The 23,531-nt window shown below is 69.0% G+C and carries 23 protein-coding genes; 12 read left to right on the top strand and 11 right to left on the bottom strand.

Annotated features, from left to right (window positions below; genetic code table 11):
* Positions 1-27 precede the first annotated feature (27 nt).
* The 6 genes from AB4Z46_RS11565 to AB4Z46_RS11540 form a co-directional block, all read right to left on the bottom strand.
* Complete coding sequence (locus tag AB4Z46_RS11565) at positions 28-870, bottom strand: ABC transporter permease (RefSeq protein WP_442283638.1); 843 nt, start codon at positions 868-870, stop codon at positions 28-30.
* Positions 867-1,844, bottom strand: coding sequence for an ABC transporter permease (locus tag AB4Z46_RS11560; protein ID WP_442283637.1), 978 nt, complete (start codon positions 1,842-1,844; stop codon positions 867-869). The genes AB4Z46_RS11565 and AB4Z46_RS11560 overlap by 4 nt, the downstream gene beginning before the upstream one ends.
* Before the next feature lie 32 nt (positions 1,845-1,876).
* Complete coding sequence (locus tag AB4Z46_RS11555; protein ID WP_442283636.1) at positions 1,877-3,457, bottom strand: ABC transporter substrate-binding protein; 1,581 nt, start codon at positions 3,455-3,457, stop codon at positions 1,877-1,879.
* A gap of 22 nt (positions 3,458-3,479) precedes the next feature.
* Positions 3,480-4,862 carry an aminotransferase gene (locus AB4Z46_RS11550; protein WP_442283635.1) on the bottom strand — a complete coding sequence of 461 codons (1,383 nt, stop codon included), beginning with the start codon at positions 4,860-4,862 and terminating at the stop codon, positions 3,480-3,482.
* 44 nt (positions 4,863-4,906) lie between these two features.
* Positions 4,907-5,947, bottom strand: coding sequence for a histone deacetylase family protein (locus AB4Z46_RS11545; RefSeq protein ID WP_442283634.1), 1,041 nt, complete (start codon positions 5,945-5,947; stop codon positions 4,907-4,909).
* Positions 5,948-6,043: 96 nt separating this feature from the next.
* Entirely contained in the window at positions 6,044-7,090 is a 1,047-nt protein-coding gene (locus tag AB4Z46_RS11540) for an AraC family transcriptional regulator ligand-binding domain-containing protein (protein WP_442283633.1), read from the bottom strand.
* Between the two features lie 138 nt (positions 7,091-7,228).
* Here AB4Z46_RS11540 and AB4Z46_RS11535 point away from each other — a divergent pair, with 138 nt between their 5' ends.
* Positions 7,229-7,993 carry an IclR family transcriptional regulator gene (locus tag AB4Z46_RS11535; protein ID WP_442283632.1) on the top strand — a complete coding sequence of 255 codons (765 nt, stop codon included), beginning with the start codon at positions 7,229-7,231 and terminating at the stop codon, positions 7,991-7,993.
* 86 nt (positions 7,994-8,079) lie between these two features.
* On the top strand, positions 8,080-10,413 hold the full coding sequence (locus tag AB4Z46_RS11530) for a molybdopterin guanine dinucleotide-containing S/N-oxide reductase (protein WP_442283631.1): 2,334 nt from the start codon (positions 8,080-8,082) through the stop codon (positions 10,411-10,413).
* 7 nt (positions 10,414-10,420) lie between these two features.
* On the opposite strand, the gene ruvB is transcribed toward AB4Z46_RS11530, so the two are convergent.
* Positions 10,421-11,476: a Holliday junction branch migration DNA helicase RuvB gene (gene ruvB / locus AB4Z46_RS11525; protein ID WP_286370084.1), complete on the bottom strand. Its 1,056-nt coding sequence runs from the start codon at positions 11,474-11,476 to the stop codon at positions 10,421-10,423.
* Positions 11,477-11,591: 115 nt separating this feature from the next.
* Between ruvB and AB4Z46_RS11520 the strand changes: the two genes are divergently transcribed.
* From AB4Z46_RS11520 to AB4Z46_RS11495, 6 genes are read left to right on the top strand one after another with little or no spacing between them, the layout of a single operon-like run.
* Positions 11,592-12,209 carry a CDP-alcohol phosphatidyltransferase family protein gene (locus AB4Z46_RS11520; RefSeq protein ID WP_442283630.1) on the top strand — a complete coding sequence of 206 codons (618 nt, stop codon included), beginning with the start codon at positions 11,592-11,594 and terminating at the stop codon, positions 12,207-12,209.
* Between the two features lie 13 nt (positions 12,210-12,222).
* Complete coding sequence (locus AB4Z46_RS11515) at positions 12,223-13,983, top strand: bifunctional alpha/beta hydrolase/class I SAM-dependent methyltransferase (protein WP_442283629.1); 1,761 nt, start codon at positions 12,223-12,225, stop codon at positions 13,981-13,983.
* Positions 13,980-15,314, top strand: coding sequence for a phosphatase PAP2/dual specificity phosphatase family protein (locus tag AB4Z46_RS11510; RefSeq protein WP_442283628.1), 1,335 nt, complete (start codon positions 13,980-13,982; stop codon positions 15,312-15,314). The genes AB4Z46_RS11515 and AB4Z46_RS11510 overlap by 4 nt, the downstream gene beginning before the upstream one ends.
* Entirely contained in the window at positions 15,307-15,735 is a 429-nt protein-coding gene (locus tag AB4Z46_RS11505) for a hypothetical protein (RefSeq protein WP_442283627.1), read from the top strand. The genes AB4Z46_RS11510 and AB4Z46_RS11505 overlap by 8 nt, the downstream gene beginning before the upstream one ends.
* 32 nt (positions 15,736-15,767) lie before the next feature.
* Positions 15,768-16,454: a lysophospholipid acyltransferase family protein gene (locus AB4Z46_RS11500; protein WP_442283626.1), complete on the top strand. Its 687-nt coding sequence runs from the start codon at positions 15,768-15,770 to the stop codon at positions 16,452-16,454.
* Positions 16,451-17,404 carry a phosphatidate cytidylyltransferase gene (locus tag AB4Z46_RS11495; RefSeq protein ID WP_442283625.1) on the top strand — a complete coding sequence of 318 codons (954 nt, stop codon included), beginning with the start codon at positions 16,451-16,453 and terminating at the stop codon, positions 17,402-17,404. The genes AB4Z46_RS11500 and AB4Z46_RS11495 overlap by 4 nt, the downstream gene beginning before the upstream one ends.
* A 19-nt stretch (positions 17,405-17,423) precedes the next feature.
* Here the strand turns inward: AB4Z46_RS11495 and ruvA are convergent, their stop codons facing one another.
* Entirely contained in the window at positions 17,424-17,996 is a 573-nt protein-coding gene (ruvA, locus tag AB4Z46_RS11490) for a Holliday junction branch migration protein RuvA (RefSeq protein WP_442283624.1), read from the bottom strand.
* A 33-nt stretch (positions 17,997-18,029) separates the two neighbouring features.
* On the opposite strand from ruvA, the gene AB4Z46_RS11485 reads away from it, so the two are divergent.
* Together AB4Z46_RS11485 and ybeY are read left to right on the top strand one after the other, a co-directional pair.
* The gene (locus tag AB4Z46_RS11485; protein ID WP_442283623.1) at positions 18,030-18,974 is read left to right on the top strand and encodes a PhoH family protein; all 945 of its coding nucleotides are present in this window, start codon (positions 18,030-18,032) and stop codon (positions 18,972-18,974) included.
* A gap of 1 nt (position 18,975) precedes the next feature.
* A complete protein-coding gene (gene ybeY, locus AB4Z46_RS11480) occupies positions 18,976-19,428 on the top strand; it encodes an rRNA maturation RNase YbeY (protein ID WP_442283622.1) in 453 nt (150 codons plus the stop codon).
* Here ybeY and dtd read toward each other — a convergent pair.
* A complete protein-coding gene (dtd, locus tag AB4Z46_RS11475) occupies positions 19,422-19,862 on the bottom strand; it encodes a D-aminoacyl-tRNA deacylase (RefSeq protein ID WP_442283621.1) in 441 nt (146 codons plus the stop codon). The two genes, ybeY and dtd, sit on opposite strands and share 7 nt — an antisense overlap.
* Entirely contained in the window at positions 19,859-20,779 is a 921-nt protein-coding gene (locus tag AB4Z46_RS11470) for a cation diffusion facilitator family transporter (RefSeq protein ID WP_442283620.1), read from the bottom strand. The genes dtd and AB4Z46_RS11470 overlap by 4 nt, the downstream gene beginning before the upstream one ends.
* A gap of 127 nt (positions 20,780-20,906) precedes the next feature.
* On the opposite strand from AB4Z46_RS11470, the gene AB4Z46_RS11465 reads away from it, so the two are divergent.
* Together AB4Z46_RS11465 and AB4Z46_RS11460 are read left to right on the top strand one after the other, a co-directional pair.
* Complete coding sequence (locus AB4Z46_RS11465) at positions 20,907-21,410, top strand: FecR family protein (protein ID WP_442283619.1); 504 nt, start codon at positions 20,907-20,909, stop codon at positions 21,408-21,410.
* A 77-nt stretch (positions 21,411-21,487) separates the two neighbouring features.
* Positions 21,488-22,015 (top strand): OmpA family protein, encoded by a 528-nt coding sequence (locus AB4Z46_RS11460; RefSeq protein ID WP_442283618.1) that lies wholly within the window; start codon positions 21,488-21,490, stop codon positions 22,013-22,015.
* Between the two features lie 148 nt (positions 22,016-22,163).
* Here the strand turns inward: AB4Z46_RS11460 and tyrS are convergent, their stop codons facing one another.
* Positions 22,164-23,396 carry a tyrosine--tRNA ligase gene (gene tyrS / locus AB4Z46_RS11455; RefSeq protein ID WP_442283617.1) on the bottom strand — a complete coding sequence of 411 codons (1,233 nt, stop codon included), beginning with the start codon at positions 23,394-23,396 and terminating at the stop codon, positions 22,164-22,166.
* Positions 23,397-23,531: the final 135 nt, after the last annotated feature.

Genomic DNA, 23,531 nt, shown 5'->3' with positions numbered 1-23,531 from the left:
CTTGCTTGGAGCGGTCCGGCGCGGCGCTCATGCGTGTCCTCCTGCAGGCCGGCGCCGCGGACTCAGCGCCTGGTTCAGCGCATCGCCCAGGAAGTTGAGCCCGAGCACCGTGACGAAGATCGCGGCCCCGGGCAGGGCCGACAGCCACCAGCTCTGCAGCAGCGTGGTGCGGCCGGCGCCGATCATGAAGCCCCAGGTGATCATGCGGCGATCGCCCAGGCCCAGGAAGCTGATCGCCGACTCCAGCAGGATCGCGGTCGCCATCATCAGCGAGGCCGCGACCACGATCGGCGACAGCGTGTTCGGCAGGATCTGGCGGAACACGATGCGCAGGCCCGACTGCCCGCCGAGCACCGCGGCCTTGACGAAATCGCGCGTGCGCATCGACAGGAACTCGGCCCGCACCAGCCGCGCCACCGAAGGCCACGAGATGATGCCGATCGCGAACACGATCGAGTACAGCGACGGCCCGAAGATCGCCACCATCAGCAGCGCCAGCAGGAAGCCCGGGATGGTCTGGAAGATCTCGGTGAAGCGCATCGCCAGGTCGTCGACCACGCCACCGTAGTAGCCGGCCACGGCGCCGATCAGCGTGCCCACACCGACCGCGATCACGGTCGCGATGACGCCGATCAGGAGCGACACGCGGGCGCCGTGCGCGACGCCCGCGGCCACGTCGCGCCCGAGCATGTCGGTGCCGAACAGGTAGCCCGGGCTCAGCGGCGGCAGGCTGGGATCGGCCACCATGGCCCAGGGATCGCCCGGGTACAGCCAGTCGGCGCCGAAGGCCAGCGCCAGGATGGCGCCGAGCATCAGGCAGCCCGCGAGGCCCGCAGGCTGCTTGAGGAAGCGCAGGAGGAGGTCTTTCATTTCTGCAGTTCGATGCGAGGGTCGGCCAGGCTGTAGAGCAGGTCCGCGACCAGGTTGAAGACGACCACCATCACCGAGCTCACGAAGAACACCGCCAGCAGCAGGTTGTAGTCGCGCTGGAACAGGGCGTCGAAGGCCAGCCGGCCGATGCCGGGCCAGGCGAACACGGTCTCGACCAGCACCGAGCCGCCCAGGATGTGGCCGGCCTGCAGCGAGACGAAGGTGATCACCGGAAGGATCGCGTTGCGCAGGATGTGGCGCCGCCAGATGCGCCCCTCGGGCACGCCCTTGGCGCGAGCGGTCTTGACGAAGTCCTGGTCCATGACCTCGATCGCCGCAGCGCGCGTGACGCGGGTGTAGACCGCGACGTAGAACAGCCCCAGCGTGACCGCCGGCATCAGCAGGTGCCGGCCGGTATCCAGCCAGGCGCGCCAGCCCGCCAGATCGGCGCCCACGGTGCTCATGCCGTAGGGCGGCAGCCAGCCCAGCTTGACCGAGAACAGCACGATCGCCAGCAGCCCGAACCAGAACAGCGGCATCGCAAAGAACACCAGCGAGCCCGCGGTGATCAGCGCATCGAGCGCCGAGCCCGCGCGCCGTGCGGCCGCGATGCCCAGGCCGATGCCGACCGCGATCGAGAAGACGAAGGCGCTCAATGTCAGCAGCAGCGTGGCCGGCAGCTTCTCGAGAATGATCTCCTTCACGGGCCGGTTCTCGCGGTAGGAGTTGCCGAAGTCGAAGCTCAGCAGCTGCTTCATGTAGGTCAGCAGCTGCACCGGCAGCGGCCGGTCGAGCCCGTAGTCCTTGCGCACGCGCTCGACGAAGCCCGCATCGACCGCACCGGCCTCGCCCGCCAGGATGGTGGCCGGGTCGCCGGGGGCCGCGCGGATCAGCGCGAAGTTGATCGCGATGACGAACAGGATCACGAGCGCGGCCTTGACGCAGCGCCGCGCGAAGAAGATGAAGCGTTCCATCTAGGACCTGCCGCAGCCGCAATGCGCGAGCATCATTTGTCGATCCAGACGTCGGCGAAGCCTTCGTTCATGCCCAGGCCGGTGGAGATCAGGTTCTTCACCTTGGCCCGGTACACGGTCGGCATCACCATCTGGTGCGTCCACAGGATCGGCAGGTCTTCCGACAGCGTCTTCTGCACCTGCGAGTACAGCTTGGCGCGCTCGCCGCGCCGCTGCTCGTTCTCGGCCTTGACGAGCAGCGCGTCGACTTGCGGGTTGACGTAGCCGTCCACATTGGCCGCCGTGCCACGGTTGAGCTGGTTGGTCGACAGGTAGGTCTGGTTCACGCCGATGGCGGGATCGCCGAGCAGGTAGACGAAGTTGTAGGCCAGGTCGAAGTCGCCCGAGGACAGGCGCGAGAACCAGCCGGGCACGTCGGTCGCCACGATGCTGACCTTGATGCCGACCGCGCCGAGCCGCTCGCGCGTGTACTCGGCCAGCCGCTGCCAGGTCTCGCCGTAGGGCAGTGGCAGCAGGCGCAGCGCGACGCGCGTGCCGTCGGCGCCGGGCTTCAGGCCCATCTCGTCGAGCAGGGCCTTCGCCTTGGCGGGATCGTAGGCATGGCGGGTCTCGACCGACGCGTCCTTGAAGCCGTAGCTGCTGGTGAACGGCCCGTTCATCGGCTCGCCGAAGGTCGAGAAGATGTTCTTGACAATGAACTGGCGGTCGAGCGCATGGGCGATGGCCTGCCGGAATCGCTTGTCGTCGATCGGCTTGTTGCGCAGGTTCATGTTCAGGAAGGCCATCGGCTCGAGGAACTCCCAGCCGGCCTTGGACAGCGCCACCCCGGGCGCCGCGGCCAGCCGCGCGATCTCGAAGTTCTCGACGTCGCCGGCCCGGATCGCGTCGACCTTGCCGCTCTCGAAGGCGATCGATCGGCCGACCGCATCGGGCACCACGTGGAAGTACAGGTTGTCCAGGTGCGGCTTGCCCTTGTCCCAGTAGTCGGGGTTCTTCACCAGCCGGATGTAGGCGCCGCGGCGCCACTCGCCGAGCTTGAACGGACCGGTGCCGACGATCGTGTTGTTGACCGGGGTGGTGCGGTAGTCGGTCACGCCTTCGTATAGATGGCGCGGCATGATGGTCCCGCCGGTGGCCTCGAAGATGTACATGAAGGCCGGGTACGGCTGCTTGAGCCTGAACACCACCGTGCCGGGGTCTGGCGCGGTGATCGCTTCGACCTGCTCCATGATCAGCTTGGTCCGCGCGAAGGTCGCGGGCAGGTACTTCGTGAAGCTGAACACCACGTCGTCCGAGGTGAAGGGCTTGCCGTCGTGCCACTTCACGTTGGGCCGCAGCTTGAAGGTGTAGGTCTTGCCGTCCGGCGAGATCGTCCACGACTCGGCCAGGCGGGGGATCGGCTCCAGCTTGGGCGACAGCGAGATCAGGCCTTCGTAGATCTTGCTGCCCACGAACGAACTCGGGCCCAGCTTGGCGTTGCCGAGGTTGATGCCCGGGGGTTCGGGCTGCACGATCAGGTTGAGCGTGCCGCCCGGCTTCGGCGTCTGGGCTTGCACGCCGGCCATGGCCAGGGCGCAGCCGAACACGAGCGCGATTTGTCGGATGCGTTTCATGGTGCGTTCTCCAGGGTGGCTGTCAGACGAGCTTGTTCTCGCGCGCATGCCGGTGCGCGTCGTCGAGTGCGCGCGCGAAACCGTCGACCAGTTCGTCGATGTGCGCGCGCTCGGCGATCAGCGGCGGACACAGCGCGACGCAGTTGGCGATGGCGCGCACGATCACGCCGTATTCCATGGCCCGGGCCTGGATCCACGCGCCCATGGCGGCGGCGGGCTCGAAGGGCTTCTTGCCCGCCTTGTCGGCCACGATCTCGACCGCCGCCAGCAGCCCGGCGCCGCGCACCTGGCCGACGAGCGGATGGTCCGCGAGCGCGTTCAGCCGCTCGAACAGGTGCGGCGACACTTCGCGCACGTGGCCGACGATGTCGCGGTCGCGATAGATGTTGAGCGTTTCGAGCGCCACCGCGGCGGCGACCGGATGGGCCGCGTAGGTCAGGCCGTGGGCGAAGGCGCCGTGCTTGCGGCTGCCGGCCTTCATCGCGTCGTGGATCGCATCGGTCAGCAAGAGGCCCGAGATCGGCTGGTAGGCACCCGACAGGCCCTTGGCCACCGTCATCATGTCCGGCCGCAGGTCGTAGGTCTCGGCGCCGAACATCCGGCCGGTGCGGCCGAAGCCGGTGATGACTTCGTCGACGATGAACAGCACGTCGTACTTCTTCAGGATCGCCTGCACGCGCTCGAAGTAGCCGGCCGGCGGCACGATCACGCCGCCCGAGCCGTTGATCGGCTCGGCGATGAACGCGGCCACGGTCTCCGGGCCTTCGCGCAGGATCATCTGCTCCAGGTTGTCCGTGATGCGCTGCGTGAATTCGGCCTCGGTTTCGCCAGGCAGGCCGAAGTGGTAGTGGCTCGGGCAATCGGTGTGCAGGATGCCGGGCAGCGGCAGGTCGAAGTCGCGATGCACGTGGACCAGCCCCGTGAGGCTGCCCGAGGCCACCGTCACGCCGTGGTAGCCGTAGAGCCGCGAGATGATCTTTTTCTTCTTCGGCCGCCCCAGCAGGTTGTTGTAGTACCAGACCAGCTTGACGGCGGCGTCGTTGGCTTCGGAGCCCGAGTTGGCGAACAGCACGTGGTTCAGCCCCGCGGGCGCGATGGCCGTCAGCGCCTCGGCCAGCGCGATGCCGGGCGGGTGCGAGCGGTGGTTGAACAGGTGGTAGTACGGCAGCGCATGAAGCTGGTCGGTCGCCGCCTGCACCAGTCGCTTCTCGGAGAAGCCGAGCGAGGCGCACCACAGGCCCGACATGCCTTCGAGGTAGCGCTTGCCGTGCTCGTCGTAGACATAGCAGCCTTCGCCGCGCGTGATGACCGTGGGCCCGCGCGACGCATGCGCGTCCAGGTTCGAATAGGGATGCACCACGTGGGCGATGTCCTTGTGCCAGTCGGCGCTCTCGGTTTTGCTCATGGTTCCTTGTCTCGCGAAGTTGGGTTTGATGGAGGGTGTGCGGCTCAGTGCGCTGCGGCGTTGCGCACGCGCATGAAGCCGTCCAGGAAGGCATCGAGGTTCTCGCCGAGCTTGTCGACCAGGTAGCCGCCCTCCTGCACCAGCACCACCGGCCCGCGGTAGGCGCCGATGCGCTCGCCGGCGGCACGAAAGCCCTCGGTGCTGACGGCCAGGTCGGACGACGGGTCGCCCTTGAACGGATCGAATCCCAGCGACACGAGCATCGCGGCGGGCGCGTAGTTCAGCACCGATCGCATGCCCTGGTCGATCGCCGCCAGCCAGGCCGGATCTTCCGACTTGAGCGGCAGCGGCAGGTTCAGGTTGTGGCCTTCGCCCTCGCCTTCGCCGCGCTCGTGCGCGTATCCCGCATAGAACGGGAACAGCACGTTCGGGTCGCCGTGCACCGACACGAAATGCACGTCGGCGCGCCGATAGAAGATCGACTGCGTCCCGTTGCCGTGGTGCGTGTCGATGTCGATGATGGCGACCCGGCCGAGCTGGCGTGCGAGATGGTTGGCGGCGATCGCCACGTTGTTGAGATAGCAGAAGCCGCCGCCGAAATCGGCGTAGGCGTGGTGTCCCGGCGGGCGGCACAGCGCATAGGCCTCGCGTTCCCCTTCGAGCACCAGCCGGCTGGCTTCGAGCGCCGCATGGGCCGAGCCCAGCGCCGCGCGCCAGGTGCCGTCGGCGATCGGGCTCGAGCCGCCCGCGAGGTAGAAGCCGACCTGGCCCTGGATGCTGCTCGGTCGCACCCTCGCGCTGTGGTGCGCAAAGGCATGCGCATGGATCAGCCTGGAGGCGTTGGGCAGCGCCTGCCAGCGCGCGTAGGCGGTCTCGAGAAAGTCGAGATAGCCCAGGTCGTGCACCGCGGAGATCCACGACCGCTCCCATTCGCCGGGCGCCACCTGCCGGTGGCCCTTCGCGAGCAGGCCCGCGAGCAAGGCATCGGCACGCGCAGGCGATTCGAGATTTCGGACCACCGTGCCGCGCACGATGATTTCATCGGGCGCATGCAACTGGTGCGACGGCGAGAACGTGAACTTCACAAGTGACTCCTTGAGGCCAGCAGGCAGAGTAGCCACGGGACCCGGAGAAAACTTGACCGGACACGACAATCGGCGCCGCCGCGCCGCGCGCTCTTCTCACACCGGCGCGAGCGCCGCCTGGCGGAACGCGCGCGGGCTCTGCCGCGCATAGCTGCGGAAGGCCCGCGTGAACGCGCTGGGCTCGCTGAAGCCGAGTTGCTCGGCGATGCGGGTCACCGGCAGCCGGCTGTCGACCAGCATGCGGCGCGCCGTCTCCATGCGGACCTGCGCGCGCAGGTCCAGGAAGCTGATGTTCAGGTCCTTGAGCCGCCGCTGCAGCGTGCGCGGCGTGATGCCGAAATCCGCCGCCGCGTGCTCCAGCGTGGCGTCCCATTTGCGCGCCGCATGCTTCATCCAGGCGCGCAGCGCGTCCTCCAGCAGGCCAGGGTCTTCGCTGGCGGGCAACGACCGGGCCATGCGCTCGCAGAAACGCGCATAGCGCGCGGCGTCGGCGGTCCGGATCGGCATTGCCAGCAGCGACTCGGGGAAGCACAGGGCCGTGGCCTGGGCATCGAAGACCACGGGTGCGCGGAAGAAAAGCGTGTAGGCCTGCAGCGAGCGCGGCGCCTTCATGCCCATCGTGACGCGCTCGAGGAACCAGGCGTCACCCGTCGCGCGGCGCAGCGACCGGCAGACCTTGCCGAGTGTGTATGCCGCGTCCTGCAAGCGGTCGGCGATGCTGGGGTCCTGAATGCCGTAGACGAAGCGTGCCATGCCGTGTTCGCGCACCAGCCGGACCGAGGTGCCCGTCTGGATGACCGGGAAGAAGCGCACCAGGTCTTCGAGCGCCTGGCCGACCGTCGATGCATAGACGAACAGGTCGCTCACGATGCCGGTCTCGTGCGGCGAGTCGGCCTGGGCCATGTCCAGGCCCAGGTGGCTGCGCCCGCTCTCGACGGCCGCGATCTCGAGCAGGCTGGTGAAGTTCAGCAGCGATGTCTTGCGCCGCGCCGGCAGCCGCGCATCCTCGCCGCCCGGATCGGGCGGCGCCAGTTCGCGCACCACTTCGCCGCAGCGGCTGCCGTGCAGCAACGCGCCGAGCCGATCGGCGGCCAACCGAGTTGCTTCGGGGCTGATCGCCCCCACGACGAGACTGGCAGTCATAGATAGTTGATTCCTCGGGAAGTTCGGCGCACTCGGCTCAACCCGAATGTTTTCACAGTTTCCATGAAATGGAACTACGGTTTTATAATTTGCAAATTACGAAACTCCAATTGGGACAAGTCCCAAGGGCCCAGGACAATGAACAACACACTCGTCAAAGGTTTGTCCATCATCGAGCTGCTGGCCCACAGCGAGAAGGCGCTGGGCCTGACCGAGATCGCCGCGGCACTCGACCTGGCCAAGAGCAACGTGCACCGGCTGCTGCAGGCCCTGACCGACACGCACTACATCGTGCGCGACGAACGCAGCGGCAGGTACATGGCCGCCATCAAGCTCTGGGAGCTGGGCTCCGCGGTCCTGTCGAAGCTCGATCTGCGCCTGCATGCGGAGCAGGTCATGGACCAGTTGCTCGCGCAGACCCGGGAGACGGTCCACCTGTCGGTCCTCGATGGCGAGGAAGTGGTCTACGTGCACAAGCTCGACAGCCCGAACCCGGTCCGGGCCTACACCCAGATCGGCGGCCGGGCCAAGGCGCACTGCGTCGCCACCGGCAAGGCCATGCTGGCCTTTCGCCCGCCGGCCACCCTCGAGCGTCTGGCGCAGTCGCTCGAACCGAGCACCGCCACCACCGTCGTCGATCCGGCCAGGTTCCTGCAGGAGATGGCGCGCATCCGCATCCAGGGTTTCGCGGTGAACAAGGGCGAGTGGAACGAGAACGTGTACGGCATCGCCTCGCCGGTCACGGACGTCAGCGGCAACGTGGTGGCGGCACTGGGACTGTCTGGCCCCAAGGAGCGCTTCAAGCCGGCGCAGCTCAAGGTGTTCTCGCCGCTGATCGTCGAGGCCGCGGCGCAGATCTCGAAGCGGCTGGGCGCTCGCGCCGCATTGCCGGCCTGGCGTTGAATTTCCATATATCAGAACATTGAGTCCGAATCGCAGAACTCTCTAGGATCGGAGTCCGAACGACATGTTTTGGAGTCCGCAACCCGATGAGACAAAAGCGTGAATTGACCTCGGCGCATTGGGGCGTCTACGAAGTGCAGCGATGCGAAGGCCAGCCCAGCGGACTCAGGGCGCTGGCCGAAGATCCGGATCCCTCGCCGATCGGCCTCGCGATGTGGGATGCCTACCGCTCGCCGCTGCGCGTTCAGCGGCCCGCGGTGCGCCGCAGCTGGCTGCGCGAGGGCCCCGGTGCGCGCCCCGAGCTGCGCGGCCGCGAGGCCTTCGTCGAGATCGAATGGGAACACGCGCTGGATCTGGTCGCCGGCGAACTGCGGCGCGTGCGCGAACGGTACGGCAACGAGGCGATATTCGGCGGCTCCTACGGCTGGTCGAGCGCGGGCCGCTTCCACCATGCGCAGAGCCAGGTGCACCGGCTGCTCAACACGATCGGCGGCTATGTGCGCAGCGTCGACAGCTACAGCCTGGGCGCGGCGCGCGTGCTGATGCCGCACATCGTCGCGTCGATGGAGGAGCTGATGGGTCACCACCACGGCTGGGACGTGATGCAGCAGCACACCCGGCTCCTGGTTTCGTTCGGCGGCATCCCGGCAAAGAACGCGCAGGTCAGTGCCGGCGGCCCCGCCGAGCACCGGCTGCGCCCGGGGCTCGCTGGCTTGGCCGCGGCCGGTTGCCGGATGGTCAACTTCAGCCCGGTACGAGACAACTTCGACGCGCCCGAGGGCAGCGTCGAATGGGTGCCGATCCGTCCCAACACCGACACCGCGGCGCTGCTCGCGCTGGCCTGCGAGCTGGTGCGCGCGGGCCGCCACGACGCGTCGTTCCTGGGCCGCCACTGCGTCGGATTCGAGCACTGGGCCGACGATCTGCTGGGCCGCCGCGACGGCATCGCGAAGGACGCCGACTGGGCCGCGCCGATCACCGGCGTGCCCGCCGAGTACCTGCGCCGTCTGGCCGGCGAACTGGCCGATACGCGCTCCTTCATCAACGTGGCGTGGTCGCTGCAGCGTGCCGAGCATGGCGAGCAGCCATTCTGGGCCGCGGTCGGCCTGGCCTCGGTGCTGGGCCAGATCGGCCTGCCCGGCGGCGGCTTCGGCGTCGCCTACGGTCCGGCCAACACGATGGGCAGCCCGCACACCAAGTACCCGGGCCCGACCCTGCCGCAAGGCAGCAACGCGGTGCGCGCCTTCATCCCGGTGGCGCGCATCGCCGACATGCTGCTGCACCCGGGCCAGGGCTTCGACTACAACGGCCAGCGCCATGTCTACCCGGACATCGAACTGATCTACTGGGCCGGGGGCAATCCCTTCCATCACCACCAGGACCTGAACCGTCTGGCCCGCGCCTGGCGCAAGCCCGCCACCATCGTGGCGCACGAACAGGTCTGGAACGCCCACGCCAAGATGGCCGACATCGTGCTGCCCGCGACCTCCACGCTCGAGCGCGACGACATCGGCTTCGCGACCCGCGAGCCGCTGCTGGTGGCAATGAAGGCCGTGCTGCCGCCGCCCGGCCAGGCACGGGACGACTACGCGATCTTCAGCGCACTCGCGCAGCGGCTCGGCGCCGAACGCGAGTTCACCGAAGGGCGCAACGCGGGCGAATGGCTGCGCCATCTGTACGACGAGTCGGCCACGCGCGCGAGGAAGGTGGGCGTCGAGTTGCCGCCGTTCGACGACTTCTGGCGTGCCGGCGAGTTTCGCGTCGCCTCGGCGTCCAGGCCGCTGGTCATGCTGGAGGACTTCCGGGCCGACCCGCAGGCCCATCCGCTGTCGACGCCGAGCGGGCGCATCGAGCTCCAGTCACGGCGCATCGCCGGCTTCGACTACGACGATTGCCCCGGCCATCCGGTCTGGCGCGAACCGCGCGAATGGCTGGGTGCCAAGACCGCCAGCCCCTGGCAACTGCACCTGATCTCCGATCAACCGCACACCAAGCTGCACAGCCAGCTCGACTTCTCGTCGTACAGCCGATCGAACAAGGTGGCGGGACGCGAGCCGGTGGTGATCCATCCGGACGATGCGGCCCGGCGCGGCATCGCCGATGGCGCCCTGGTGAGGTTGTTCAATGCGCGCGGCGCCTGCCTGGCCGGCGCCAGGGTCAGCGACGCGGTCATGCCCGGCGTGGTGCGCATGGCCACCGGCGCCTGGTGGGACCCCGTGACGCCGGGCGACCCCGACACGCTGGACAAGCATGGCAACCCGAACGTGCTGACCCAGGACATCGGCGCATCGCGCCTGTCGCAGGGCTGCGCCGCGCAGTCGTGCCTGGTCGAGATCGAGGCCTTCACCGGGCCGGCGCCGGGGGTCACGGCGTTCGAACTTCCGCGCTTCGAAGCCTGGGAAGCTGCGAACGGCGACTGAAGAAAGCTCAGCTGCCGAACATGTCCCCGTCCCGCTGCGGCGGCGCCACCCCCAGGTGCCGGTACGCCGCCAGCGTGGCGATGCGCCCGCGCGGCGTGCGCTGCAGATAGCCCTGCTGGATCAGGTAGGGCTCGATCACGTCCTCGATGGTGCCGGACTCCTCGCCAATGCTGGCGGCGATGTTGTCGAGCCCGACCGGGCCACCGTCGAAGCGATGGATCACGGCCTCGAGCAGCTTGCGGTCCATCAGGTCGAAGCCCTGCGGATCGACGTCGAGCATCGCCAGCGCCTTGTGCGCGACATCGATCGTGATGCGGCCGTCGCTCTTCACCTGGGCATAGTCGCGCACCCTGCGCAGCAGCCGGTTGGCGATGCGCGGCGTGCCGCGCGAACGGCGCGCGATCTCGAGGCCGCCTTCGTCGTCCGTCGGCACGCCCAGCAGGCCGGCGCTGCGCCGCACGATGCGCGCCAGTTCCTCGGCGGTGTAGAACTCGAGCCGCGCGACGATGCCGAAGCGGTCGCGCAGCGGATTGGTCAGCATGCCGGCGCGCGTGGTGGCGCCGACCAGCGTGAAGGGCTGCAGGTCGAGCTTGATGCTGCGCGCGGCCGGGCCTTCGCCGATCATGATGTCGATCTGGTAGTCCTCCAGCGCCGGGTAGAGGATTTCCTCGACCACCGGCGACAGGCGATGGATCTCGTCGATGAAGAGCACGTCGTTGCGCTCGAGGTTGGTCAGGAGCGCCGCCAGGTCCTTGGGCTTCTCGAGCACCGGGCCCGAGGTCTGGCGCAGGTTGACGCCGAGCTCGGCCGCGATGATGTGCGACAGCGTGGTCTTGCCGAGCCCGGGCGGGCCGAACAGCAGCACGTGGTCGAGCGCCTCGGCGCGGTGGCGCGCCGCGCCGATGAAGATCTCGAGCTGCTCGCGCACCTTGGCCTGGCCGACGTATTCGTCGAGCAGCTTGGGCCGGAGCGCCCGTTCGATGGCCTCTTCATTGGGCGAGGCGGGCGCGGCGGAGACCACGCGTTGCGGGGCCGGGGCGAAGTCGTCGGTCTGGATGGTCATGGGGCGATAGGCTGAAGGAACAGTTTAGTCGGCCGAACGGCCGCACGAGGGTCCGCCACGGTGCGGCAAGCCGCCTCGCTCATGCAGAATGCGCGACCAGGAGGGATCCCCCAGCGTGTCGATCTATGAATTGAAGCCGAGGTTTCAGGCATTGCTGCGGCCGCTGGTCGGGCGCCTGCACGCCGCCGGCGCGACCGCCAACCAGGTCACGGTCGCGGCCTGCGCGGTGTCGGTGGCGCTGGGGCTCTGGCTCTTCTTCGCCGCCCCGCCCGCTGCGGCCTTCGCGCTGGTTCCGCTGTGGATGCTGCTGCGCATGGCCTTCAACGCGGTCGACGGCATGCTGGCGCGCGAGCACGGCCAGCAAAGCGCCCTCGGCGCCTTCCTCAACGAGCTGACCGACGTGATCTCCGACGCAGCCCTCTATCTTCCCTTCGCCCTGGTCGCGCCGTTCAGCCCGTTCTGGGTCGGCACCGTGATCGTGCTGGCCGGCATGAGCGAGTTCGCCGGTGCCCTGGGCCCGACCGTCGGCGCCTCGCGCCGCTACGACGGCCCGCTGGGCAAGAGCGACCGGGCCTTCGTCTTCGGTGCGCTGGGGCTCTATGTGGCGCTGGGCCTGCCGCTGCCGGCCTGGGCTTCGTGGCTCATGCCGCTGCTCGCCGCGGGGGTGGCATGGACCATCGGCAACCGCATCCGCCGCGCCCTCGCGGAAGCCGGCGCCAAACCCAGTCACTGATCCAGGAATCCGAATGACCGACCCGCGCGTGCCCCGAGAAGAACAATTCAGCACCCACGACGGCGTCCCGCTGTTCTACCGCCACTGGCCGGCCACCGGCGCCGCGCGGCGCGGCGCGATCGTGCTGTTCCACCGCGGCCACGAGCACGGCGCCCGGATGGCGCACCTGGTCGACGAACTCGCGCTGCCCGACTTCGACTTCTTCGCCTGGGACGCGCGCGGCCACGGCAAGTCGCCCGGCCCGCGCGGCTACAGCCCGAGCTTCGCCACCTCGGTGCGCGACGTGCAGACCTTCATCGAGCACATCGGCCGCGCGCACGGCGTCGCGCCGGCGGACATCCATGTGATCGCGCAGAGCGTGGGCGCCGTGCTGGTCGCCACCTGGGCGCACGACTACGCCCCCCAGGTGCGGGGGCTCACGCTGGCCTCGCCGGCCTTCAAGGTCAAGCTCTACGTGCCCTTCGCGCGCGCGGGCCTCGGGCTGATGCACAAGCTGCGCGGCCTGTTCTTCGTCAACAGCTACGTGAAGGCCAAGTTCCTCACGCACGACCCGCAACGCATCGCGAGCTACGAGAGCGACCCGCTGATCTCGCGGCCGATCGCGGTGAACATCCTGCTCGGCCTCTACGAAGCGGCCGACCGCGTGGTGGCGGACGCCAACGCCATCACGCTGCCGGTGCAGCTGCTGATCTCGGGCGCCGACTGGGTGGTGCACCACGAGCCGCAGCACCGCTTCTTCGAGCGCCTCGGCAGTGCCGTGAAGACGAAGATGGTCCTGCCCGGCTTCTTCCACGACACGCTGGGCGAAAAGGAGCGCGCGCCCGCGGTGCGCGCCATCCGCGATTTCGTGCTGCAGCTGTTCGATGCCCCGGCGCCGCCCGTGGACCTGCGCGCGGCGCACCTGCAAGGCCACACGGCGGACGAATCGCGGGCGCTGGCCCGGCCGCTGTCGCCGCTGTCGCCGCGAGGCGCCTACTGGGCCCTGACGCGCGCCGGCCTGCGCTTCGGCGGACTGCTGTCGCGCGGCGTCAAGCTGGGACACGACACCGGCTTCGACTCGGGCAGCACGCTCGACTACGTCTATCGCAACGAGGCCGCGGGTGCCGGGCCGCTCGGCCGCTCGATCGACCGGACCTACCTCGATTCGATCGGCTGGCGCGGCATCCGGCAGCGCAAGCTTCATGTCGAGGAACTGCTGCGCGAAGCGATGGCGCTGCTGGCGCGACAGCAGCGCGAGGTGCGCCTGATGGACATCGCGGCCGGCCATGGCCGCTACGTGCTCGACGCGGTGTCGGCCAGTCCGGTCGAGGCCGCGTCGATCCTGCTGCGCGACTACAGCGACATCAACGTGCGCGACGGCCGCGCGCTGATCGCCGAGAAGGGGCTGGAAGGCGTCGCGCAGTTCGTGCAGGCCGACGCCTTCGACCGCGCCAGCCTCGCCGGCGTGCGGCCGAGGCCCACGCTGGCGGTGGTGTCGGGGCTCTACGAGCTGTTCCCCGACAACGCGCTGGTGACCCGCTCGCTGGCCGGCGTCGGCGACGCGGTCGAGGAAGGCGGCTACCTGGTCTACACCGGGCAGCCCTGGCATCCGCAGCTCGAGATGATCGCCCGGGCGCTCACCAGCCACCGGCAGGGCGAGGCCTGGGTGATGCGCCGCCGCACGCAGGCCGAAATGGACCAGCTGGTCGCGCAGGCGGGCTTCCGCAAGATCGCCCAGCGGGTCGACGAATGGGGCATCTTCACGGTGTCGCTGGCCGTGCGCACGACGCCATGAAAGCGGGCACGCGGCCACGCCTGTGGAAACGCGCCGCCGCGTGGCTGGCCCTGCTCGGCCCGCTCTTCTACATCAGCTACGGCTTCGCCAACTGGTGGGCCGCGACGCGCGCGCACGTCCCCGCGCTGGTCTTCGAATGGGAGCGGGGCACGCCCTTCTGGCCGTGGACCATCTTCCCCTACTGGACCATCAACGCCTTCTACGCGCTCTCGCTCTTTCTCGCGAAAGACCGCCACACGCTGGACCGGCACGCGGCGCGGCTGCTCACCGCGCAGGCGGTCGCGGTCAGCTGCTTCGTGCTCTGGCCGCTGCACTTCAGCTTCGGACAGCCCACGGTCGAAGGCGCCCCCGCCCTGCTGTTCAACGCGCTGCGCGGTTTCGACCAGCCCTTCAACCAGGCCCCCTCGCTGCACATCGCGCTGGCCGTGATCCTGTGGGACTGGTACCGCCGCCTGATCCATTCGCGCTGGGCGCGCGCCGTGCTCCACCTGTGGGCCTTCGCGATCTGCGCCTCGGTGCTGACCACCTGGCAGCATCATTTCATCGACATCCCGACCGGTGCCCTGCTGGGCCTGCTGTGCGTCTGGCTGTGGCCGCTCGAGCGCGTCGTCGCACTGCCGCGCGCGTGGCGGCTGGCGCGCGATCCGCAGCGCTGGAAGCTCGCGGGCTTCTACGCCGCGGGCGCCCTGCTCTGCCTGGCCGTCGCGCTGGGCGTGCACGGCAGCGCCCTGTGGCTGAGCTGGGCAGCACTGTCGCTGGCCCTGGTGGCGCTCAACTACGCGGGCCTGGGCGCGCGCGGCTTCCGGATGGACCGGCAGGGCCGCATGCACTGGGCGGCACGCTGGCTGTTCGCGCCCTACCGGCTCGGCGCCGCCCTCAACGCCCGGCTCTGGACGCGACGGCTGCCGGCATCGGTCGAGGTCGCGCCCGGCTTGCGGCTGGGCCGCCGGCCGACCGTCGCCGAGTGGCGCGCCGCCGGCGAACCCCGGCTCGTGAGCCTGTGCGCCGAACTGCAGCTGCCGCAGGTGCCGCATGCGCGCTGCGTGCCGATGCTGGACCTGGTGGTGCCGTCGGCGCTGCGCCTGCGCCGGGCGGTCGCGGTGATCGAGGGACAACGCCGCGCCGGCCGGGCGGTGTGGGTCTGCTGCGCGCTCGGGTTCTCGCGCAGTGCGGCCTCGGTGGTCGGCTGGCTCGGGCTCCACGGCGCCGAGGGCACGCTCGCCGGCGCGCACGAGGCGGTGCGCCGCGCGCGGCCACAGATCGTGCTGCGCGCGGGCTGGATCGCCGTGCTCGAACAACTGTCCGCCGGAGGCCGTGCACGCCATGAATGACAGCGACCGCGCCCTGTGCGTTGCCACCGCCGGCCTGCTGCGCGCCAGCGCCGCGATCGCGTCGTGGGGCCTCGCGCTCTCGGTGATTTCCGGCGTGGTGCTGGCCCTGACCGGGCGTTCGCTGCCGGCCGTGGCCTGGGCCGCCTTCGCCCTGGTCGGCCTCTTCGGGCTGGCCGAACGCTACCTGGCCTTGCGCCTGCATCTCGATGCCACGCTGTTCGAGGGGCTGGCGCACGGCGCCATCGCCACCCTGCCGGCGCTCGACGGCGCGCTCGAAAAGCTGGGCCTGCGACGCGCCGCCGACGCCACGCGGCCGCTCCCGGACCGCGTCCTCGGCACCCGGCAGCTGATGCAGCGCCACGGCATCGTGGTGGCCACGCAGACGGTCGTCTTCATCTTGGCGCTCGTGCTGCAGGACTGAGCACGAGCGCCGCCGATCCCCAAGGAGTGTCCATGAGTTCTTCCCCCTCCGGGGGCCCGCGCAAGCTCGCCGCCATCGCCTCGGCCCGGCTGATCGTGGTCTTCGCGCGGCTCCTGACCGGCGTGCGCGCCATCTGGGCCGGCAGCACGCCCAAGGCCGAGCAGACGCTCTACTTCGCCAACCACACCAGCCACGGTGATTTCGTGCTGCTGTGGGCCACGCTGCCGCCGGACCTCCGGGCCCTCACGCGGCCGGTGGCCGGACAGGACTATTGGGAGGCATCGGCGCTGCGCCGCTTCATCGGCCAGGACGTCTTCAACGCCCTGATGATCCGCAGGGATGGCGGCGCGGCGGGCGGCGGCACGCCCAACCCGGTCGAGCAGATGACCGAGGCGCTGCGTTCGGGCGACTCGCTGATCATGTTCCCCGAAGGCACCCGCAACACCGGCGACGAGACGCTGCTGCCGCTCAAGAGCGGGCTCTTCCACCTCGCGCGCGCCTTCCCGCAGGTGCGGCTGGTGCCGGTGTGGATCGAGAACCTCAAGCGCGTGCTGCCCAAGGGCACGCTGGTGCCGATCCCGCTGGCCTGCACGGTGCGCTACGGCACGCCGCTGCGCCTGGCGGACGGCGAGGACAAGGCCGCCTTCATCGCCAGGGCGCGCGCCGCGATGCTCGACCTGCGCCCCGAATACGACAAAGCGGAAGACCCGGCGCCATGAACTTATCCCCTTCCTCCCAGACCACGCTGACGCTGTTCGGCGGCGTCGCGGGCGTGCTGCTGCTGGCGTCGGCCATCGGCGCGCTGCTCAAGTGGCGGGTCGCGCACGGCCAGCCGCATTCGGTGATCGACAACCTGAACTCGCGCGTGAACGCCTGGTGGGTGATGGTGGCCGTGATCGGCATCGCCTTCGCCTTCGGCAAGGGCGGCGTGATCGTGCTGTTCTACCTGATCTCCTTCTATGCGCTGCGCGAATTCATGAGCCTGGCCTACACCCGGCGCGGCGACCACCATGCGATCGCGGCGGCCTTCTTCATCGTGCTGCCGGTGCAGTACCTGCTGATCTGGATCGACTGGTACGGGCTCTACGCGATCTTCATCCCGGTCTACGCCTTTCTCGTGCTGCCTATCCTCGCGGCCATCGGCGGCGACACCAAGCGCTTCCTGGAACGCACGTCCAAGGTGCAATGGGGCTTGATGGTCTGCGTGTTCTGCATCAGCCATGTGCCGGCGCTGCTCACGCTGCAGATTCCCGGCTTCGAGGGCCGCAACCTGCTGCTGATCGCCTTCCTCGTGATCGTGGTGCAGGGCAGCGACGTGCTGCAGTACGTCTGGGGCAAGCTCTTCGGCCGGCGCAAGGTGGCGCCGGAGCTCTCGCCGTCGAAGACCTGGGAGGGCCTGGTCGGCGGCGTGCTGAGTGCCACCGCGCTGGGCGCGGCGCTGTACTGGGCGACGCCCTTCAACCCCTGGCAGGCCGCGCTGATGGCGCTCACCGTCTGCGTCATGGGCTTCTTCGGCGGCCTCGTGATGTCCGCGATCAAGCGCGACCGCGGCGTGAAGGACTGGGGCACCATGATCGAAGGCCACGGCGGCATGCTGGACCGGCTCGACTCGGTGGTTTTCGCCGCGCCCGTGTACTTCCACGCGCTGCGCTACTGGTGGGTGCCGTGAAGGCGCCGGCCGCGCAGCGCTACTTCGCCAGTGCCCTGAGCGCCAGCTTGATCCCCTCGCCCACCGCCACGTCCTTCGGCAGCGCCTTGAGCGAGGCCGCGGCTTCCTTGTCGCTGTAGCCGAGCGCGACCAGCGCCTGCAGGATGTCGGCTTGCGCGTCGGTGGCGGCATGCGCGGGCACCGCGATGTCCGCGCCCAGCTTGCCCTTGAGCTCGAGCAGCAGCCGCTCGGCGGTCTTCTTGCCGATGCCCGGGATCTTCACCAGCCGGCCGGCCTCCTGCAGCGTGATCGCCTGCGCCAGCTCGCCCACGCTCAGCCCGCTCAGCACGCCCAGCGCCATGCGCGGCCCCACGCCCGAGATCTTGATCAGGAGCCGGAAGGCGGCGCGCTCCTGCGCCGTGCCGAAGCCGTAGAGAATCTGCGCATCCTCGCGCACCACGAAATGAGTCAGCAGCGACACCCGCTCGCCTGCACCCGGCAGGTTGTAGAAGGTGCTCATCGGCACATCGACCTCGTAGCCGACGCCGTTGCAGTCCACCACCACCTGCGGCGGGTTGCGTTCGGCCAGGATGCCGGTGAGTTTGCCTATCATGAGTGCCCTTCTCGCTTTTGAAATGAAATCCGCGTGATTCTGCGACACACCTTCGCCCCGCCCAACAACACGCGCCTCGGCCACCTCTGCGGCCCGCTCGACGCGCACCTGCGGCGCATCGAGGAAGCCCTCAACGTCAAGATCGCGCACCGCCACGAACAGTTCAAGATCGACGGCCCCAAGGTCAACGCCCAGCGCGCCCTGGAGGTGCTGCAGGCGCTCTATGAAATCGCGCAGCGCACCATCGATCCGGCGGTGGTCCAGCTCACCCTGGCCAGCGATGGCGCGATGGCCGAGGCCGAGGACGGCGCCGTCCTGCTGGCCACGCGGCGCACCGACCTGCGCGCGCGCACGCCGAACCAGAGCGTCTACCTGGACAACATCGCCAACCACGACATCACGCTGGGCATCGGCCCGGCCGGCACCGGCAAGACCTACCTCGCCGTGGCCTGCGCGGTCGACGCACTGGAGCGCAGCGCGGTGCAGCGCATCGTGCTGACCCGGCCCGCGGTCGAGGCCGGCGAGCGGCTCGGCTTCCTGCCCGGCGACCTGACGCAGAAGGTCGACCCCTACCTGCGGCCGCTGTACGACGCGCTCTACGACCTGATGGGCTTCGACCGCGTGCAGAAGGCCTTCGAGCGCAACGCGCTGGAGATCGCGCCGCTGGCCTTCATGCGCGGGCGCACGCTCAACAACGCCTTCGTGATCCTCGACGAGGCACAGAACACCACGATCGAGCAGATGAAGATGTTCCTGACCCGCATCGGCTTCGGCGCCAAGGCGGTGGTGACCGGCGACGTCAGCCAGATCGACCTGCCGAAGACCCAGCCCAGCGGGCTGATCGACGCCGAGCGGGTGCTCAAGCGCGTCAACGGCATCGCAATCACGCGATTCACGAGCGCCGATGTGGTGCGGCACCCGCTGGTGGCACGGATCGTCGACGCCTACGACAACTCGCGCAAACGCACGGCCCACTGACATGGCGCTCGCGAATCTTTCCCTGTCGCTGCAGTTCGCCCGCTTCAAGGGCGTCGAACGCCATCGCACCGCGCTGCCACGCCACAGCGTCACCCGCTGGATCCGCCACGCACTCGACGCCGACGGCGAGATCACGGTGCGCATCGTCGACGCCGACGAGGGCCAGCAACTCAACCGCGAGTTCCGGGGCAAGGACTACGCGACCAACGTGCTGACCTTCGACTACGCGCAGTCCCCGGTCGTGATGGCCGACCTGGTGCTCTGCGCGCCGGTGGTGGCGCGCGAGGCGAAGGAGCAGCGCAAGACGCTGGCCGCGCACTACGCCCACCTGCTGGTGCACGGCACGCTGCATGCGCAGGGCTGGGACCACGAGACCGGCGAGGCGGACGCCGAGGCCATGGAAGCCCACGAGATCGAGATCCTCGCGCGCCTTGGGATCAGGAACCCCTACTGAATCTGCAGCGGGATGGTGACCGGACCATCATTTACCAGGTGCACCTGCATGTCGGCGCCGAACTCCCCGGTCGCCACCACCGGATGCGCATCGCGCGCCCGGGCCACGAAGTACTCGTAGAGCCGCCGCCCTTCGTCGGGCGGTGCGGCCTGCGTGAAGCTCGGGCGGTTGCCGCCGCTCGCGTCGGCAGCCAGCGTGAACTGGCTGACCACCAGCAGGCCACCGCCGACGTCCTGCAGGCTGCGGTTCATCTTGCCGGCATCGTCCGCGAAGATCCGCAGCTTCAGGATCTTCGCCAGCAAGCGGTCGGCCAGCGCGTCGCCATCGCCGCGTTCGGCGCACAGCAGCACCAGCAGCCCGGCGTCGATGGCCCCAACCGTACGGCCCGCGATCTCGACCCGGGCGCCCGCCACGCGCTGCAGCAGCGCCTTCACGGCGTCGCTTCCTTCCGCGTGGCGCGCGCTTCCATGCCCAGCGGCAGCAGCTGGATCGTCACGCGCAGACCGGGCACAGCGTCCATCAAGGCCTTCTCGAGCCCGTCGCGCAGGCCCGCGGCGCGCTGCAGCGACCAGGCGCCCGGCACATGCATGTGCAGGTCGGCAAAGCGCCGCTGGCCCGCACGCCGCGTGACGATGTCGTCGAAGCGCAGCTGCGCGCCTTCGGGAACGCCGGCCGCGAAGCGCTCGAGCGTCGCATGCAGCAAGGCCAGCGATTCGGGATCAAGCGCCTCGTCCATCAGCCCCTGGGAAGACCGCCACACCAGCTTGACGCCCTCGCGCGCGATGTTCAGCGCCACGCCGATCGCGAGCACCGGGTCGAGCCAGAGCCAGCCGGTCAGGCCGACCGCGACGATGCCGACCACCACCCCGGCCGAGGTCCAGACATCGGTGACCAGGTGCCGGGCATCGGATTCGAGCGCGATCGAGCGGTGCGTGCGCGCCGCCCGGAACATCACGAAGGCCAGCGCGCCATTGAAGGCGGAGCTCAGGATCGACAGCCCGAGCCCCCAGCCGAGCTGCTCCAGCGGCTGCGGCGACAGCAGGCGCAGCACCGCCACCCAGATGATGGCGATGGCCGCGCCGATGATCAGGATGCCCTCGAAGCCCGACGAGAAATACTCCGCCTTGTGATGGCCGTAGGGATGGTCCTCGTCGGCCGGCCGCGCGGCGACCGTGACCATCGCCAGCGCGAAGGTCGCGCTGGCAAGGTTGACGAACGACTCCATGGCGTCCGAGATCAGCCCCATGGAGTTGGTGACGTAGCCTGCCGCGCCCTTGAGAAGGATCGTGACCACGGCGACCCCGATCGACGCCCGGAGCAGTTGGGCAGGACTCAGCGCGGCGAATTTCAAGGGATGAAAGGTAACGGGAAAGCAAAATGCGAACAATGGCGCAGACGCGGCGCTGCGGGATTATCGCGGTCCGGCGCCCTCGCGTACCATCGGCCGCAACGTCACCAATCGTTGCGGAAGTGTGTTCGTGAATAAAAAGTCAACCATGGTCCTGTACGGCCTCGCCCTTGCCGTCTCCGGCGCGGCGGCCCAGACAAGTGCAGGCAGCCCCCCTTCGGCCGAAGCGCCCAAGCCCACGCCAAGCGAGGAACGCGCCGGCATCGTGAAATCGGTGCGCGGTGACGTCCAGCTGCTCAGTGGCGATGGCAAGCAGCGGGCCGTGAGCGCCGGCGACGCCGTGGCGCCCATCGACCGCCTCCAGACCGGAGCCGACTCGGGCGCCAGCGTGGTGCTGCGCGACGGCACGACACTGGTGGTCGGCCCGTCGTCGCGGCTCGACCTCAAGCAGTTCCATTTCGACTCGACCACTCAGGACGGCGGCATGCTGGTCTCGCTGCTGCGCGGGACCCTGCGGATGGTCACCGGGCTCATCGGCAGGAACCACCCCGATGCCGTGCGCGTCGAGACGCAAACCGCGGTGATCGGCATCCGCGGCACCGATTTCATCGTCGAGGCGGATCCGCTGCCGTGACAGTCCGCCGTCTTCTCCTTCTTCTCGCCGTTGCTTCTTCCGCCCTCCTTGCAGCCTGCTCCTCCCCCGGTACCCGCGTGGTGCTGCTGCCCCAGGCCGACGGCAAGCCGTCCGCCGTGCTGGTGCGCACCGAGGACGGTGAAGAGACGCTGTCTCAGCCCTACGAACGCGCGACGACCAAGCGGGGCGCCCACGGTGCGCCGACGGTCGACAAGGTCGACCCCGACCGCCTGCAACGCGACAACAAGCTGCTCTTCGAGCTGATGCCGCCGCCGGCGCAGCGCTACACCGTGTATTTCGAAGCCGGCGGCATCGTGCTCACCGCGGCGTCGCAGGTCGCCATGAACGAGGCACTGGCCGCCGCCCTGGCGCGCAGCGGCGGCGAGATCGTGGTCACGGGCCATACCGACACGGTCGGCACGCTGGCGCGCAACGACAACCTGTCGCTCACGCGCGCCTTGCAAGTGCGGCAGCTCTTCCTGGCGCGCGACTTCCCGCCGAATCGCATCGAGGCCGTGGGCCGCGGCGAACGCGAGTTGGCGGTGCGCACGGCCGACGAAGTCGACGAGCCGCGCAACCGCCGGGTCACCATCGAAGTAAGGTAGCTGTTGCTCGCCCCCAGGTTGGGGCTCACTTCGTGTAGCCCCGCCCACCCCCTTCCGGGGGCAACACCAGCGGCCCGGCGGAGCCGGTTCCGCGGTGTTTCACCAACGGGGGCCGGGCTGCGCCGGCCCCTGTCCGGTCGGTCAGCTCTCAGGTCAGGGTGACTTTGGCGAACTTGCGCTTGCCGACCTGGACGACGTAGGTGCCCTGCGGCAGCTTGAGCGCCTTGTCGCTGATCACGGTGGAGTCGACGCGGACGCCGCCGCCGTCGATCAGGCGGTTGCCCTCGGAGGTCGACGGGGCGAGGCCGGCCTGCTTGAGCAACTGGGCGATGCCCAGGGGGGCGCCGGCCAGCGCGACCTCGGGGATCTCGTCGGGGACGCCGCCCTTGCTGCGGTTGATGAAATCCTGCTCGGCCGCCTCGGCCGCCGCGGCGCTGTGGAAGCGGGCGGTGATCTCCTTGGCCAACGCCACCTTGGCATCCTTCGGATTGCGCCCAGCATCGATCTCGGCCTTGAGGGCGGCGATCTCCGCCAGCGACTTGAAGCTCAGCAGCGTGTACCAGCGCCACATCAGGGTGTCGGAGATCGACAGCACCTTCGCGAACATGGTATTCGGCTCCTCGCTGATGCCGATGTAGTTGTTCTTGCTCTTCGACATCTTCTCGACGCCGTCGAGCCCTTCCAGCAGCGGCATAGTGAGTATGCACTGCGGCTCCTGGCCGTATTCCTGCTGAAGGTGGCGGCCGACCAGCAGGTTGAACTTCTGGTCGGTGCCGCCGAGTTCGAGGTCGGACTTGAGCGCCACCGAGTCATAGCCCTGCATCAGCGGATAGAGGAACTCGTGCACCGAGATCGACTGGCCGGCCTTGAAGCGCTTGTTGAAGTCGTCGCGCTCCATCATCCGCGCCACGGTGTACTTGGCCGCCAGCTGGATCATTCCGCGCGCGCCCAGCGGGTCGCTCCACTCGGAGTTGTAACGGATCTCGGTCTTCGAGGGGTCGAGTACGAGGCTGGCCTGTTTGTAGTAGGTCTGGGCGTTGGCCTCGATCTGCTCGCGGGTCAGCGGCGGCCGGGTGCTGTTGCGGCCGGACGGGTCGCCGATGGTGGTGGTGAAGTCGCCGATCAGGAAGATCACGGTATGGCCGAGATCCTGCAGCTGGCGCATCTTGTTGAGCACCACCGTGTGGCCGATGTGGATGTCCGGCGCGGTCGGGTCCAGGCCCAGCTTGATGCGCAGCGGCGCGCCGGTCGCTTCGGACCGCTGGAGCTTGCGCACCCACTCGTCCTGGGGAAGCAGCTCGTCAGTTCCACGGAGTGAAATTTCGAGAGCCTGTCCTACGCCGTCAGACAGACTTGTGGTTGTAACAAAAGCGGGGTTCATTGGGCTTATTGCCTGATTTATCTATGGCCGAAGCTATACTCAGCCCGACTTTTCCAAGCGCCGGATTCTAAGCGGCGCTGTGAACGCACCGTCCTGCCGCCCGTCCGACACGGCCCTCGCAGTACGGATTTGCAG

The organism is Variovorax sp. M-6, assembly GCF_052114385.1.
In the GTDB taxonomy this organism is placed as follows: domain Bacteria; phylum Pseudomonadota; class Gammaproteobacteria; order Burkholderiales; family Burkholderiaceae_C; genus Variovorax.
Note: the sequence above shows the minus strand (reverse complement) of the source record. Positions and strands in the feature narration are given on the sequence as shown.